The 13,856-nt window shown below is 40.0% G+C and carries 15 protein-coding genes; 4 read left to right on the top strand and 11 right to left on the bottom strand.

Features of this window, described 5'->3' with window-relative positions; translation table 11 throughout:
* The first annotated feature begins 531 nt into the window (after nucleotides 1-531).
* Nucleotides 532-1,383, top strand: coding sequence for a universal stress protein (locus G1O98_RS08475; RefSeq protein WP_163928412.1), 852 nt, complete (start codon nucleotides 532-534; stop codon nucleotides 1,381-1,383).
* A gap of 365 nt (nucleotides 1,384-1,748) precedes the next feature.
* Here the strand turns inward: G1O98_RS08475 and psbM are convergent, their stop codons facing one another.
* The 5 genes from psbM to G1O98_RS08500 all read right to left on the bottom strand — a co-directional run bounded on the left by psbM (nucleotide 1,749) and on the right by G1O98_RS08500 (nucleotide 4,419).
* Nucleotides 1,749-1,865: a photosystem II reaction center protein PsbM gene (psbM, locus tag G1O98_RS08480; RefSeq protein ID WP_012407089.1), complete on the bottom strand. Its 117-nt coding sequence runs from the start codon at nucleotides 1,863-1,865 to the stop codon at nucleotides 1,749-1,751.
* Between the two features lie 117 nt (nucleotides 1,866-1,982).
* Nucleotides 1,983-2,279: a 2Fe-2S iron-sulfur cluster-binding protein gene (locus G1O98_RS08485; protein WP_114083568.1), complete on the bottom strand. Its 297-nt coding sequence runs from the start codon at nucleotides 2,277-2,279 to the stop codon at nucleotides 1,983-1,985.
* Nucleotides 2,280-2,465: 186 nt separating this feature from the next.
* The gene (locus tag G1O98_RS08490; protein WP_006195022.1) at nucleotides 2,466-2,603 is read right to left on the bottom strand and encodes a photosystem II reaction center protein K; all 138 of its coding nucleotides are present in this window, start codon (nucleotides 2,601-2,603) and stop codon (nucleotides 2,466-2,468) included.
* Between the two features lie 89 nt (nucleotides 2,604-2,692).
* Nucleotides 2,693-3,832 carry a tRNA guanosine(34) transglycosylase Tgt gene (gene tgt / locus G1O98_RS08495; RefSeq protein ID WP_163928413.1) on the bottom strand — a complete coding sequence of 380 codons (1,140 nt, stop codon included), beginning with the start codon at nucleotides 3,830-3,832 and terminating at the stop codon, nucleotides 2,693-2,695.
* Nucleotides 3,833-3,966: 134 nt separating this feature from the next.
* A complete protein-coding gene (locus tag G1O98_RS08500; protein WP_012407086.1) occupies nucleotides 3,967-4,419 on the bottom strand; it encodes a hypothetical protein in 453 nt (150 codons plus the stop codon).
* Between the two features lie 378 nt (nucleotides 4,420-4,797).
* Between G1O98_RS08500 and cobS the strand changes: the two genes are divergently transcribed.
* Nucleotides 4,798-5,571: an adenosylcobinamide-GDP ribazoletransferase gene (gene cobS / locus G1O98_RS08505; RefSeq protein WP_163928414.1), complete on the top strand. Its 774-nt coding sequence runs from the start codon at nucleotides 4,798-4,800 to the stop codon at nucleotides 5,569-5,571.
* 101 nt (nucleotides 5,572-5,672) lie between these two features.
* On the opposite strand, the gene G1O98_RS08510 is transcribed toward cobS, so the two are convergent.
* The 6 genes from G1O98_RS08510 to miaE form a co-directional block, all read right to left on the bottom strand.
* Nucleotides 5,673-6,128 carry a PPC domain-containing protein gene (locus tag G1O98_RS08510; RefSeq protein WP_163928415.1) on the bottom strand — a complete coding sequence of 152 codons (456 nt, stop codon included), beginning with the start codon at nucleotides 6,126-6,128 and terminating at the stop codon, nucleotides 5,673-5,675.
* An 87-nt stretch (nucleotides 6,129-6,215) separates the two neighbouring features.
* Nucleotides 6,216-6,893, bottom strand: a complete 678-nt coding sequence (locus G1O98_RS08515; RefSeq protein WP_163928416.1) for a ComF family protein — start codon at nucleotides 6,891-6,893, stop codon at nucleotides 6,216-6,218.
* 79 nt (nucleotides 6,894-6,972) lie between these two features.
* The gene (locus G1O98_RS08520) at nucleotides 6,973-7,464 is read right to left on the bottom strand and encodes a GNAT family N-acetyltransferase (protein WP_163928435.1); all 492 of its coding nucleotides are present in this window, start codon (nucleotides 7,462-7,464) and stop codon (nucleotides 6,973-6,975) included.
* 219 nt (nucleotides 7,465-7,683) lie between these two features.
* On the bottom strand, nucleotides 7,684-8,481 hold the full coding sequence (locus G1O98_RS08525) for an alkaline phosphatase PhoX (RefSeq protein ID WP_345940534.1): 798 nt from the start codon (nucleotides 8,479-8,481) through the stop codon (nucleotides 7,684-7,686).
* 277 nt (nucleotides 8,482-8,758) lie between these two features.
* Nucleotides 8,759-9,163 (bottom strand): VOC family protein, encoded by a 405-nt coding sequence (locus G1O98_RS08530; protein WP_163928417.1) that lies wholly within the window; start codon nucleotides 9,161-9,163, stop codon nucleotides 8,759-8,761.
* Nucleotides 9,164-9,181: 18 nt separating this feature from the next.
* Complete coding sequence (miaE, locus tag G1O98_RS08535) at nucleotides 9,182-9,778, bottom strand: tRNA isopentenyl-2-thiomethyl-A-37 hydroxylase MiaE (protein ID WP_163928418.1); 597 nt, start codon at nucleotides 9,776-9,778, stop codon at nucleotides 9,182-9,184.
* Nucleotides 9,779-9,955: 177 nt separating this feature from the next.
* On the opposite strand from miaE, the gene G1O98_RS08540 reads away from it, so the two are divergent.
* Both G1O98_RS08540 and G1O98_RS08545 read left to right on the top strand, forming a co-directional pair.
* Entirely contained in the window at nucleotides 9,956-11,656 is a 1,701-nt protein-coding gene (locus tag G1O98_RS08540; protein WP_345940535.1) for an ATP-binding protein, read from the top strand.
* A 1-nt stretch (nucleotide 11,657) separates the two neighbouring features.
* The gene (locus G1O98_RS08545) at nucleotides 11,658-13,853 is read left to right on the top strand and encodes a WD40 repeat domain-containing protein (RefSeq protein ID WP_163928419.1); all 2,196 of its coding nucleotides are present in this window, start codon (nucleotides 11,658-11,660) and stop codon (nucleotides 13,851-13,853) included.
* Nucleotides 13,854-13,856 lie beyond the last annotated feature (3 nt).

Consider the following 13,856-nt stretch of genomic DNA (forward strand, 5'->3'; position numbering starts at 1 on the left):
AGTTCGATCAACCTCTCCTTGACTTTAACTCAAGTTCAAGTCTCTCCCTCTCCGACTCGGAGAGGGAAGATTTTGCATAGTAAAACTAGGGAGAGGTCTTTGTAGTATGAAATATGACTTTAGATTATTCAAGCCAGAAGCGATCGCTTATTAAGCGTTATAGCAAATCAATTCTTCTAAAAAGTTATTTGGCAATCTCTTTGCAATACTTAACTAACTTCTAATTAAAAAAAGTGAATATAGATTAACAATGATAACTAACATCATATTTTATTAAGTTCATCAGGCTAAATAGAGAGTATGCTTAACAATTGAAGTCTAGTTGACAATTTAAGTAACTAAGTGCAAACAAACTTAAATATTTGTTGAGTATTTTGTACTTTGCCATTTTTTTAAGTATTAAATACTAAAAAACAAAGTTTATTGTGTCAACTTACTAACTAGGTTATCAAGCGAGGTGGTGAAAATCCGACCTAAGCCAAATACTAACAACAGCGAAAACAAAAGTAAACTTAACAACAACTACGTAAGATGATAAGAAAAATTTTGCTGACTGTATCGGGATTGGGACACGCAGAAGAAATGCTCAAAACCCTGAGAGAAATCCCTTCAATTGAATCTGCAAAAGTTACAATTTTGCATGTTGTTCAGGCACAAAATACTGCTGCTACCATGACAACTAAATGGGAAAATGGTGGTAAAATTCTGGCTAATGCTATTCAAACTTTGAACTTAGATCCTAGCCAGGTTTCTTCAATTTTGCGCGAAGGCGACCCCAAAGATGTAGTTTGCCAAGTAGCTGATGAAATCGACGCTGACTTGATTGTTATGGGTTCACGCGGACTGAAGCGACTACAATCTATTTTATCGAACTCAGTTAGTCAGTATGTTTTCCAGCTATCTTCTCGCCCCATGTTGCTGGTAAAAGATGACATTTATGTGAAAAAAATTAAGCGCATTATGGTGGCAATAGACAACTCTGATTCTGCAAAAAACTGCTTGAAATTGGCACTATTTTTACTGCGAGATATTCAGGGAGGCCAGTTAATTTTGGCAAATATTAGTACAGATTTAGGTGGTAAAAAATCGGAAATAACCGAGGTTAACTCAGATAAAAATCCAGTTTTAGCAGCCGCAGTTGCAGAAGCTCAAAAACAAGGTATCCAATCTCGTGCTTATATCAGCAGTGGGAAACCTGGTGAAGAAATTTGTCGGTTAGCAGAAGAATTGAATATAGACTTATTATTGCTCGGTTCTCCAGATCGTCGTCCATCCATCGCTAAGAGTTTTGTTGATATAGATCGACTTATCGGATCTTCCTTGTCTGACTATGTTCGAGTCAATGCCACTTGTCCGGTATTATTGGCGCGGACGATCGCTTAAACTAAGCAGTTCTGAGTATCAGATTTGTTGTAATTAAGATACTAGAGAAGCAAGATTTTCTTCCTAATACTCAGCACTCATACTATTTTTGTTTAAAACTGCCATTATTTGACTGTAGGGGCAATTCATGAATTGTTCCTACAAAAATGCTAGCAGTTACGCTGTGTGCAACTTTCTTTCAAACCTAACCCCCAATCCCTTCCCTACTAGCGTTGGGGAGCAAGAATCAAAGCCTCTCCCCCAGAGGGTGAGGAATGGAAGTGGGGTTTGAAAAATGAGTTGCACATCGCGTTACCAGTTAGCCGTTGATAAATAAAAACCCCCACATTACTAGTGCAGGGGTTATTTATTTTATACACAAATTCTTAACTATCTTTTCCACCTTGGCGGCTAGCAGTTTGGATGTACAGAATTAGTAAAAACACAGTGGGAACTAATACGAACAAAATGCTCGCTACGAACCCCAGGTCATTAACTTGCATGGCAAGAAAGCCTCTCTTAGTTTTCCAGTCAACAACATTAGGATACCATTATCAATGACAGAGTTAGCCCAAATTTTTTACTTTCTCAAATGCTAACTACTAATGCTCCCAAAAAATTTAAGGCTTTGTGACTACGCTGACTGAGCCATTCACTAAAGTTTGACACGCAAGGCGGTAATTTTCTGGCTTTTTCTTGAATTTCCGGTTTTCTACTTCTGTGCGGGGGGAAAGATTTTCTAGTCCTTCGACTATTTCAACAATGCAAGTACCACATTGACCATTACCGCCACAATTGGTCATCTTGCCAATGAATGTATATATATCAATGTCATTTTGCATTGCTTTGAGTCGGAGATTGGCACCATCTGCCGCTACTACTTCTTTATTCTCTTTAACGAATTTGATATTACCCATAATTTATTCCTCCTTGACTCTAAGCTTGGCTTTCAAGGCTTCATATTGACATGGCTTGATTCACATCTTGTTTATTATATTAAAACATTACAAAATATTAATAAATGTTAATTTTATAAAACATAGTGCCACAAAAAAATAGAACAGGTATATTACCTGTCCTACTCAATTGAAAAATAGATTAACTTACCTAAATCCCACGGCTGCTTGCCAAACGAAAGCAAGCAACAAGAAGAATACAGGGATGACTGGGAGAACGTCTACCAAAGGATCGAAAATTTGGTAAGCTTCAGGCAGTTTTGCTAATAAAAGTGCTGCTTCCATGTTTGTTTAAATCCACCTATCCAACACAGCTTTCATAATTGAGAAATATCTTAACATGGTTTGGTCATTGGTCATTTGTTATTAATACCCTATTCTTCGATTCTCCACTCTTCATCTCCACTTTCTTCGTTGAGCCAGTGGCCAAATTCTGTGGTGAAGCGATCGCTCAATATTGCTTCTCTAATCTTTTGGGTAAAGCGAATTAGCTCGGTAATGTTGTGAATGCTCAACAACGTATAAGCTAAAATTTCTTGCGATCGCACCAGATGAGATACATAAGCTCGGCTAAAATTTTGACACGTGTAGCACGGACAAGTTTCATCTAATGGCGTAAAATCTTCACGAAACTTAGCATTTTTTAAATTCCACCGTCCGCCCTGGACTATTGCCGTTCCATGTCTTGCCCAGCGAGTGGGAATTACGCAATCAAATAAATCTATCCCAGATGCGATCGCGATCGCCATTTCCCGATAAGTACCCACGCCCATCAAATAACGCGGCTTTTCGGGTGGTAGAAGCGGTGCTGTCACTTTTACAATCTGAGCCATCAATTCTGGCGGTTCTCCCACACTCACGCCACCAATGGCATATCCAGGCAAATCTAACTTAGCCAAAGTTTCCGCCGCACGGCAACGCAAATCCAAATACACGCCCCCTTGCACAATCCCAAACAAAGCCTGCTCACTACGTTGATGAGCCGTTATGCAGCGTTCTAACCAGCGATAAGTCCGTTCAGTAGCAGTTTCCACCTCTTGGCGAGTCGCTGGGTAAGGCGGACACTCATCAAAGGCCATGATCACATCTGCCCCTAAAGTATTTTGAATCTCAATAGAGCGTTCTGGTGTCAAGTTAATGATTCGTCCATCATGTGGTGAGCGGAAAGTTACACCTTCTTCAGTAATTTTTCGCATCTCACTTAAACTGAACACCTGAAACCCACCAGAATCTGTGAGCATTGGGCCGTTCCAACCCATAAACTTGTGTAATCCTCCACCCCCAGCCACGATCGCTTCACCTGGTTGTAGGTGAAGATGATAAGTATTGGATAAAATCATTTGCGCCCCAGTATCTCGTAGCTGGGCTGGGGTGATAGTTTTGACATTTGCCAGTGTACCCACTGGCATAAATCTGGGGGTTTCTACAACCCCGTGAGGAGTGAAAAACACTCCAGCTCTAGCTTTTGTCTGACTACAGCAAGCAAGACATTCAAAGGAAAAATTCGCACTCATGCCATTTTAGATTTTTGAAGATGCGCCTATTAAGACTTATGCAAAACTATACGATGTAGGGGCAATTCATGAATTGCCCCTACATAAATAAAGCGCAGCCTTACTTACATCAAATTGGTATAGTAGTCGCTATTTTAAAAAGAATCAGAACAGTCATCGTCAATTTCTGCATCCCATCTGGCTGAGAGGACTTGCTCCATCATCGCTTCTATGGCGCTGACATTGAAGGTTCGCTCTCGTCGCTCTTGTATGGGGGTTGAGCGGGGAATCAACCGCAGACACACTCCTTCTTGCATCAAATCGAAGTAAGTTTCTTGTTGCGATGACTGTTTGAGTTCCAAGTAATCAAAACTACAAACATTCAAATATAGCGCATGATTAGCCACTAAGGTAGACCTTTGTGGATTAGCAAAAACTTCCATCACATCCCCTTCACCCTCGCTCAGTACCTTATCTTCTTGGGTGTAGATGTAGTGGACTCGACCTAAATCTGCCAGCAATCGCCGGATGTCGAGCTTATTCACAATGATGCCCGTGTTAATAATGCACGGAGCTGGTATCCTGGTGTCGGGTAGATGGTGACTCATAGGAAAATAGCGATTGAGCTAAGGAGAGCAACAACAGAGCTAAACAGTCATAATTGAATAGCTTGTTTACTCCCTACATTTAAAAAAATATCAATTTTGTGAGGCAATCGTCTAACAATTTGGAGGAAGTTTTTAGTTAACGAATACAAAACACAAATTTTGATTCCTGATGGAATTTTAATTTCCTGAATCATTAGATTTGTGTATAAAAAACTACTCAAAATTTTTTATATACTACTTAGACCAGCATAACAAAATTTTCAGTGATAATGTCTAACAGAAGTAAATCTTATCTAAAGCTTTAAAGTGTACTGATGTTCAATTGTAGTCAAATTATGATGATTATCCAGCAATTAGCCAAATATTAATGTAACTACGATGACGAAACAGCAACAGTGGTGGAAAAAGCTGCTGTTAAAGCTGGCAGCTAGTATTATATTTTACACAAGTATTCCGTTGCCGTATTTGAACGGATTAGATTTTCAGGGAGTGGCACGTCTTGCTTCGCATGTAGGGTTGATAATTGGGGGAATTTTAGGGTTACTGGATACGGGGATCGATTATCTTGGGATGCCAGTGTTAACTCGTAGTGCTTTGGTAGTAAGCATTTGGATTGGCATAACTGGAGGACTGCACTTAGATGGGGCAATGGATACTGCCGATGGTTTAGCAGTGGGCGACCCAAATCGGCGGCTGGAGGTGATGGCAGATAGTGCTACAGGTGCATTTGGAGCAATGACTGCGATCGCCTTGGTCCTACTCAAAATAACAGCCTTAACAGATATGCCAGAAAACCGTTGTTTGTTACTGATGGCGGCTTGTGGCTGGGGACGTTGGGGACAACAGGTAGCGATCGCACGATATCCTTATTTAAAACCAACTGGCAAAGGTGCATTTCACAAACAAGCCATTCGTTCTTACAAAGATTTGTTACCAGGATTGTTTTTGCTCTTGGGTTTGAGTGGTTTACTTGTGCTGATAGATAAACAGCAATTATTTCTGGCACTGACAATGATAATTGCTGGAAGTGCGATCGCCACTTTAACTGGTGCATGGTTCAACCACAAATTAGGCGGACACACCGGAGACACCTACGGCGCAGTCGTCGAGTGGACTGAAGCCTTATTTCTGTGCGTATTGACCGTTTTTTAATCAATGGGGGAGTGGGGAGTAGGGGAAGAATAACTATTAATTATTGATCAATGTTTCATGCCCAATGCCCCATCCCCAATGACAAATGACCAATGACTACTTCATTTAATCGGTTGCAGCTTTGTCACCTTGAGTTTAAAAGTCCCAACCCCTGTTTCTCCAAAAGATCGGACACGAATCACATAATTCCCTGTCTCTATGATGCGAGTAAATAGTAGGGAATTGCTACTACCATCGGGGCCATCATCATTTTCTGCCAGAGTCGATCCATCAGGTGCTAGCAGTGTGATAATGCTGTCAAAATTCTCAGATGACAGGTCAACTGCTAAATTATCGCCCTTTTGTAACTTCACAGTGTAATCACGAGCAAACCCACCTTGACCTGTGGGAATGTCTTTATCTGAGAGGCTATCGGAAAGTTCAGTACTGTTAGATAAAGGAATTGGACTATACAACTTATTTTGAGCAAAAGCTGCGCTTGTACTTACACCTATTGCCAGCAATGTGGCAGGAATAATTATGAGTTGTTTTAAACCCGCCGCAAAAACTTTATTCATACATTTCAAGAAATTTTTCCACAAAAATAGAGTAATTCGGTCGATTTATGCGCTTATCTGTTCAATTTAGCTCATTAATTTTGGAATTTATCCGTCTTTAACGGCAGTGGCTACTGCTACTAATCCTAAGACCACTATTCCATACTGACGAAGAGTTTGCACAGCAGACCTGGCAGTAGCACCAGTGGTATAAATGTCGTCCACTAACAGCACAGGAACATTTGGGGGGCGATCGCGAAATTCTTGTCCGACAGCAAAAGCTTGAGCCAAGTTTTTTTCTCGCTTAGATACCGATAAACCAAATTGCGCTTCAGTTTCTCGGACTCTGGCTAAACCGTTTAGTTTCAATTTTAATCCAGTTATTTCACAGAAGCTTTGTGCTATTAGTGCAGCTTGATTGTATTTACGTTGCTTTTGTTTGCTAGGGTGCAGTGGAATGGGAACCACCACAGGCTGGCTATCTCGCTTAGGCGAATTTAACAACCATGCTTCTCCTAACCATTGACCCAAAGAGCGAGCTATTTGGGGTTGATTTTCGTATTTCATCACAGCGATCGCTCGTTTCACTGGGCCACCATACTCCCCCCAGCCAAACACTGGTATTGGCCCTTTCCATAGAGACATTGGGTCTTTACGTTGACATTTTTGAAGTTGTCTGGTGCAGTTGTGACAAAATTCTTGGGAAGTTGCGCGTTGGCATAGTGGACAATGAGATTGGAGAAAAAGATTAAGTAAGCCTGTGAGATTTTTAATCCAAGTGTGCATTTAGAATTGTCCTTTGGCATTAGTCACTTGTCCTTTGTCACTTGTCCTTTGTTCTTAGCTAATGACCAATGACCAATGACTAATAACCAATGACTAATGACTTAAAATACACGCGATCGCAGCGTGTTGTTTCTACTCCCGTTGATGGAGTGTAGCCGTTGCTTTCATACAGCTTGACTGCCTCCACCAAAACACTGGCGGTTTCAATCCAAATTTGCCCAAAACCACGCTCTGCGATCGCTGCTTCTAGCTGTTGTAACAAATATTTCCCTAATCCCAAACCCCTAATGCTGGGCAAAAGATACATTTTGCGGATTTCTACAGCTTTTTGACCTCGGTGTATGGGGTAGTATGCCCCAGTTCCTACTAACTGGCTTTGGTGTTCAATTACCCAAAACTCTCCCCCAGTAGCTAAATAATATTCCTCTACTCGCAATACATCTCGGTCAGCGCCGTTGGGTTCCCAACCCAGACCGTATTCTGATAATACATAACTAATGACTTCGGCGGCTCTGGTGCGATCGCTTGCGACCCAATCACGAATTATAAAATCTTGATAATAGTTTTTCATTACCATTTGCTGGTCAAGTTTACACAGAAAATTTTCTGGTTCTATATCCCAATTTACCCAGCAAATAGCAATTCTTGCATGGTCATTTTCAGGCGGTACTCTCAAGATGTCAATAAAGGAACAAGGAGAGGGGAATTATCTTCCCCTCCCCTTGTCTTTTTACCAAGGATAATTCAGCGATATAGTAGCGAGCGCTGACATTGATTTTACGACTTGATATCAGTCTCTATAACCTGTCCAAGGGCCCCAGATAGCTAAAGTAATACCAGGGCTTTGAATGTTAACGAACAAAGTATCACCATCGGGTGAGAAGCAGGCTCCAGCAAACTCACCAGTTTGGAGGGCGTTACGTGCAAATTTGTAGATTTCACCACTGGGAGTAATACCTATCAAGAAATTGTCACCGCTTCCGTCCTCACAGAGGATAAGATCGCCAAAAGGTGCAACAACTAGGTTATCGGGCATATCGAGTTCATCTTTAGATTGAGACTCGACAAACAGTTCAATTGTCTCTTCACCGGGAATGTAGCGCCATACCTGACCACCCCCTACAGGTCCGCCACTTGTAGCAGTGAAGTAAAATTCACCTTTGCTCTTCTTGTCATCCTTGCCGTTTTTGTCTTTCTTGCCTTTGTTGTCATCGTACCAAATGCCTTCCCCACGGTTAAACCGGGCTGCACCTAAGCTACGACCTTGGACTCTGAGATTATCTACAGTAGTAGGGTTTGGCTCAGGAATAGTTACCCAATCTACATCCCATTTATGTCCAACTACGAAACCAGTAGTGGTGTTAACCTCTGGTTTATCCTTAATCCTCAAAGCTTGGAGAGTGCCTCCTGCCTTTAAATTGCCATACTGTTTCGGGATAAAACGATAGAAGAGGCTACTTCCACTATCTTCAGTCTGATAAACAATTCCAGTTTTAGGATCTACAGCTACAGCCTCATGATTAAACCGTCCCATTTCAACTAGAGGTACTGGTTCAACAGGAGAGGTGCCTCCAAACTGCGCGAACAAAAATCAAAGTGGATTCCTATATGAAGTTTATAAATAGAGTCCTCAAAACAAAGCCAGCATCTATATAGACAGTGAACCTGAATAGTCGAAGCTAGCATGATTAGAACTGTAATTAAATATTATTCTAACTTTAACGATCAAGGAATTTGAAAGGCTAGAAATACCTAAAACTTGTAGGGGACGGATTGAGAATATGTCCCCTATTTATAGTGCAATACGTTTACTGTTAGAGCTAAATTTGCAGTTTAGATATGGGATAGTTTTTGACAGCCAATTTTTAACTGACAATTCCTAGATTGCTGTAAATTTCGATGAGATTGCCATCAGGATCGCGAAAATGAGCGGTGCGAATTCCCCAGTCTGGGCGATCTTGCGGTTCTGTCACAACGATCGCATTCTGATGCTTTACTAACTCATAGACCTCATCCACGTTATCAACTGCGAAAATTAAGACAACTTTATCTCGATTAACAACATAAGAAGGCTGTTCGATTCTTGGGACAACTTCGGCCATTAATTCTTTTTTGAACAAACCCATCTTCAGATATCCGGTATTAAACTCAGCATATCCGCTATCTTCATCGCCCCAATCGACATCAAATTTCAGCAGATCCCGGTAGAACAGAAAAGAATCTTTGTAGTTGGAGACAAGTAGTCTCAGGTGTGTTAGCTGAAGCTTCATATCTGTTGCCTTAGTCTACTAACTGTGAATTCTAGGTTCTGGGTGCAAAGTCGCCAGCAACTCGCTTTCGACAATTGCTAATTCATCAAGCCGTTGCATGACAATTTCTCTGTCGAAATAAGTAGCAGCTAAAACCCAATATATACCGTAGTGACGCGCTTCGGATGCCATTAGGCCACGATAAAATTTTGCTAACTCTGGCTCTGGACAGTGAGCAGCTAATAGTCCCAGACGTTCGTGAGAACGAGCTTCAATTAAACCAGTGACTAGTAAGGAATCCAGAAATCGCTCAGGTTCTTTGGGGCGGACTTGAGCCTTTAAACCTGCGCCGTAGGGAGGCGGTGGTAAGGGAGCTAAGGGAATATTCCGGCGTTCTAACCATTGGTTAACTAGCTCAAAGTGTTCTAGTTCTTCACGGGCGATCGCAGTTAGTTCCCGCACCATTTTAGTATTGGAAGGGTAGCGAAACATCATATTCAAAGCCACACCTGCTGCTTTGCGTTCACAGTGAGAGTGGTCGAGTAAGATGATGTCTAGGTTAGCGATCGCGTGTTCAACCCAAGCAGAGCTAGTGGGCTGTTTTAGGACGTTGATAGTCGGTAACTGAGTAAGCACAGAGTCACAAAACTCCAGAATTTTAATTTAGCTGAGTACCTTAGCAAATTGATTTTAATCGTGGATGGGGCAATTTGTTTATAGTAGGGGCGCACAGCTAGCTGTACGTCCCTAAACAATATGTGTTAAAAATAACGTTTGATATCAGCATCACAATTACAATCTTGTGCTTAGGCTTTGCCCACAGAAGCTATAGCTGTAGCAGCACAAGCAAATTTTGGCAGATGCGTGATTAATATTACGCAGTATTACTTACTGTGTAATATTTGTAATATTACTTATCACCAAAATAGTAAATTTTCGGTAATAAAAATGATAGAATTTGCTGCCATTACTTCAGTAATTAGTAAATATGCTCCTCAAGCTAGTCAACTAATCATTAAACAAGCTCAAAAAAACGAAGCTGTTATTAATATTTTGCAGGAATTAAAACTCAATCCTACCCAAATTTCTGATGATATTGATACTGTTTATGTTTACGCTTTGATCCGATATGGTGTATTTAAGCCTGAAGCAATTTTAAACCTGTTTAGAGAAAAAGAAATTAAAGGTTATTTTTGGGATGCTTACAGTTCTAATGCTCCTTTTAAGTTCGTCGAAAATATAAAAAAGCTTCTTAATCAAAACAGCAAATTTAAAACACAGTTAATCAATGCTAAAATAAACTTTTTAGCTGAAATAGAAGAATTTGGTGAAGCTTTTATTGCAGTTGCCAAACAAACAAAAGCCTCAAAATATCAGCCTTACCCAGATTGGAATTTAGATGTTTATTCCAAAGAATTCAAAGCATTAATCTTTGAAAAAACTCGCTTATTTTGCGGACGTGATTTTGTTTTTAAGGCTATTCAAAATTTTTTTACAACTCAAGCAAAAGGTTATTTTAGTATAGTTGGGGATGCAGGGATGGGTAAAAGTGCCATTGCTGCTAAATATGTTTTAGCTTATAAATTCCCTTGTTATTTTAATGTTTTCGCAGAAGGACGTAACAAACCAGAGAAATTTCTAGCTAGTATTCGTCAACAATTAATTAAGCGTTATTCTCTCCACAATGCAGACAATGCTGATTTAAGGACTTTACTGCAAAAAGCTAGTGAAGAACTAAAAGGACAAAAACTTGTAATTGTTGTGGATGCACTAGATGAAGTAGAACAAGAAGGGAATGGTAATCTTTTAGATTTACCACAAAGTCTTCCTGATGGAGTCTATTTCTTACTGACTAGAAGACTTTATAATCAAGAGACAAAACGTTTAAGTTTGTCTCCAGATACTCCTGTATATGAATTAGATTTAACAAAAGGTGATTATACAGCTTTGAGTCAGGAAGATGTTAAAGAGTATATTCAATTATATCTGAATAATGATTCATACCTGAAAAATTGGATTAATGAACGCCATATTTCTGAAGATAGTTTCACTCAAGAAATAGCTGTTAAGAGTGAAAATAATTTTATATATTTACGCTATCTCTTACCTGGAATCTCTGAAGGTAAATACAATGATTTAAATTTAAAAGGATTACCACAAGGACTTCAAGACTATTATACAACTCATTGGAATCGTATGGGGATGGATAAAGAATCCAATGAAAAAAAGGTAAAAATACTTTATATATTGGTAGAAAGAGGTGAACCAATATCCATAAACATGATTGCAGAAATTCTTGATGAGGAAGAATATGAAGTGAAATCGGTGTTAAATGATTGGGTTGAATATGTAACACCGAAAGTAAATGTAGATGAACAAAAAACTTACTATAGTATTTATCATCGCAGTTTTCTGGAATTTCTGAAAGCTCAAGACAAACTAGGTAAAGGTCGAAAGCTGTTTAGAGAAGTTAATAAGAGTATGGCTAATTATATGCTGAAGGAGATGGCATAATATGGGAGAAATTGCCACTAAATTAGCTTCAAAATCGGCAGAATTTAAAAATTTGTTTTTGGGTCAATTTCCTGAGCAACAATTAAAAGTAGGCAACTCAAAAAAATATTATCAAACCCTCACTGATTTTGATTTTATTTCTCTAAAAATTCAATATCATCAATTTGGAATAGAAACCCTAATTAGAGATTATTATTTGATTGATGATCCAGAAATATTAGATGGCTTAGAGGAAGACGAAAGAATAGATTATGGGCAAGTCAAAATCCTGAAATTAATTGAACGTACCCTACAGTTATCAGCCCATGTTTTAAATCAAGACCCAAATCAATTAATAGGGCAATTATGGGGTAGATTACAAAGTTTTCCTGAACCAGAAATTCAGAAAATATTGGCAGATGCAGTCCAAAGTAAAAGTGAAAATCCTCGCTTTTACCCCATCACAGCCACCTTAACTACTCCAGGAGGAAACTTACTACGTACCCTGACTGGTCATAAAGCTTCGGTAAATGCAGTAGCCATAACCTCAGATGGTCAAACAGCTGTTTCTGCTTCCGATGACAACACCCTAAAAGTATGGGATTTACAGACGGGAAAGGAAATCTTTACCCTAAGCGGTCATCAAGCCTCAGTAAATGCAGTAGCCATAACCTCAAATGGTCAAACAGCCGTTTCTGCTTCCGCTGACAACACCCTAAAAGTATGGGATTTACAGACGGGAAAGGAAATCTTTACCCTAAGCGGTCATAAAGACTCGGTAAATGCAGTAGCGATCGCCCCAGATGGTAAAACAGCCGTTTCTGTTTCTAATAGCGTGGAACTGTGGACTCTAAAACTATGGGATTTGGAGACGGGAAGGGAAATCTCTACCCTCAGAGGTCATAAAAACTTGGTAAATGCAGTAGCGATCGCACCAGATGGTCAAACAGCCGTTTCTGCTTCTAGTGACTACACCCTGAAACTGTGGAATTTGCAGACTGGTAGGGATTTTTCTTCTTTAAGTAGTTACCTGAAACAGTTGAAACTGTGGGATTTGGAGACTAAAAGGGAAATCTCTACCCTCAAAGGTCATAAGGAATCGGTAAATGCAGTAGTCATTACTCCAGATGGTCAAACAGCAGTTTCGGCTTCTAGTGACAACACCCTGAAACTATGGAATTTGCAGACGGGAAGGGAAATCTCTACCCTGACTGGTCATAACGATTTGGTAAATGCAGTAGCCATTACTCCAGATGGTCAAAAAGTAGTTTCGGCTTCTAGTGACAACACCCTGAAAGTATGGAATTTGCGGACGGGAAGGGAAATGTTTACCCTGAGAGGTCATAACAATTCAGTAAATGCAGTAGCTATTACCCCAGATGGTCAAACAATCATTTCTGTTTCTAATAACCTGAAATTGTGGAGTTTGAAGACGGGAAAGGAAATCTCTACCCTGAGAGGGCATAACAACTCAATAAATTCAATAGCCATTACCCCAGATGGTCAAACAGCAATTTCTGCTTCTAGTGACAACACCCTGAAACTGTGGACTCTAAAGCTTTGGACTCTGAAACTATGGAATGTGGAGACAAGAAGAGAAACCTTTACCCTGAGAGGTCATAGAGGTTTAGTTAATGCAGTAGCCATCACCCCAGATGGAAAAAAAGCTGTTTCTGTTTCTAATAACCTGAAACTGTGGAATTTGAAGACGGGATGGCAAATCTCTACACTTACAGGTCATAAAGACTCGATAAATGCAGTAGCCATTACCCCAGATGGTCAAAAAGCCGTTTCTGCTTCAAGTGACACCAACCTAAAACTGTGGGATTTGGAGACAGGAAAAGCAATCTCTACCCTCAAAGGTCATACTGACTCGGTAAATGCAGTAGCCATAACTCCAGATGGAAAAAAAGCCGTTTCTGGTTCTGCTGACACCACCCTGAAATTATGGGATTTGGAGACGGGAAAGACAATCTCTACCCTAAGCGGTCATAAAGACTCGGTAACAGCAGTAGCCATAACTCCAGATGGAAAAAAAGCCGTTTCTAGTTCTACTGACACCACCCTGAAACTATGGGATTTAGAGACAGGAAAGGTAATCTCTACTTTTACCGGTGAAAGTTCTATATATTGCTGTACAGTTTCTCCAGATGGATTAACATTTCTCATCGGGGAACATTCAGGCCGAGTTCATTTTCTGCATTTGGAAGGGGTTTAAAAA

The organism is Nostoc sp. UIC 10630, from assembly GCF_010747425.1.
In the GTDB taxonomy this organism is placed as follows: domain Bacteria; phylum Cyanobacteriota; class Cyanobacteriia; order Cyanobacteriales; family Nostocaceae; genus Nostoc.